Source organism: Streptomyces torulosus (genome assembly GCF_001419765.1).
Lineage (GTDB): Bacteria > Actinomycetota > Actinomycetes > Streptomycetales > Streptomycetaceae > Streptomyces > Streptomyces torulosus.
Map to the genome: position 1 here is coordinate 1 of NZ_LIRK01000866.1, position 1159 is coordinate 1159.

Sequence of the window (1159 nt, forward strand, 5' to 3'; positions counted from 1 at the left end):
GATCTCGACGACGCCGACGGCACCGCGCACCAGGGCGTGCCGGAACCGGATCGGCCCACCGTCGTCCCGCACCACCCGCAGCCCGAAGGCCAGCTTCCCGAGCGAACGCCCGTGGCTCAGCGTCTCCACCGCGATCGGTACGCCCACCAGCAGGAGCAGAAAGCTCGCGACGGCTATCGCCATCTGCGCCGCCTCGTCGAGACCGGCCGTCGCCAGGGCCAGGAGCAGGGTCACCAAGAGGTAGACGACCATCGCCACGACCAGGTCGAGCAGCACGGCCAGCGCCCGGCTCGGAAGCTTCGCGGGACGCAGCTCCAGCGCCACCGCCTCGCCCGTCACTAGCTCACTCACACCCGCAGTCCTTCCGGTTCCATCCCCTGACCTGCCCCGAGACCGGCCAGTCTGCCAAGCTGAAGCCACATCGCGCCGCAGTACGACCTGTACGACAAGCTGACACGCAGTTCGAGAGGGACGAGGAGCAGCAAACCCGATGGACCTCGATGTCTTCGTGTCCGCCCATCGCGCCGAGTGGGACCGCCTCGACGCACTGCTCCGCCGCCAGCGCCGGCTGAACGGTGCCGAGGTCGACGAACTGGTCGCCCTCTACCAGCGCACGGCGACCCACCTCTCCCTGATCCAGTCCAGCGCCCCGGACCCCCAGCTCACCGGCCGTCTCAGCCAACTCGTGGCACGCGCGCGNNCCGCCGCTCCTCATGGCGCGATGTCGTCCGTTTCCTGACCCACGGTTTCCCCGCGGCGGTCTACCGCTCCCGGCACTGGTGGGTCCCCACCGCACTTCTCTCCACCCTGGTCGCCGCCCTCCTGGGCTGGTGGATCGGTACGCACCCCGAAGTCCAGGCGTCGATCGCGGCCCCCGACACACTGCGCGAGATGACGCGCCCCGGTGGCCAGTACGAGACGTACTACTCCAGCCATCCCGCGGCCTCCTTCGCGGCCCAGGTGTGGACGAACAACGCCCAGGCCGCCGCCATGTGCCTGGTCCTGGGCATCTTCCTGGGCCTGCCGGTCCTCTGGATCCTTCTCCTGAACATGCTCAACCTGGGCGTGGGCATCGGCTTGATGTCCTCGGCGGGCCGACTCGACGTCTTCCTGGGTCTCGTCCTTCCCCACGGCCTGCTGGAACTGACCGCGGTCTTCG

The 1159-nt window shown here is 69.3% G+C and carries 1 protein-coding gene and 2 pseudogenes; 2 read left to right on the forward strand and 1 reads right to left on the reverse strand.

What is annotated here, in order from left to right; all coding sequences use genetic code 11:
• A partial coding sequence (locus AOK23_RS41570; protein ID WP_206336435.1) for an RDD family protein occupies positions 1 to 351 on the reverse strand: 351 nt, incomplete at its 3' end.
• Positions 352 to 490: 139 nt separating this feature from the next.
• Between AOK23_RS41570 and AOK23_RS51100 the strand changes: the two are divergent.
• Positions 491 to 699: pseudogene (locus AOK23_RS51100) on the forward strand (stage II sporulation protein M); the annotation flags it as partial.
• A 2-nt stretch (positions 700 to 701) separates the two neighbouring features.
• Positions 702 to 1159, forward strand: a pseudogene (locus AOK23_RS41575) (stage II sporulation protein M); the annotation flags it as partial.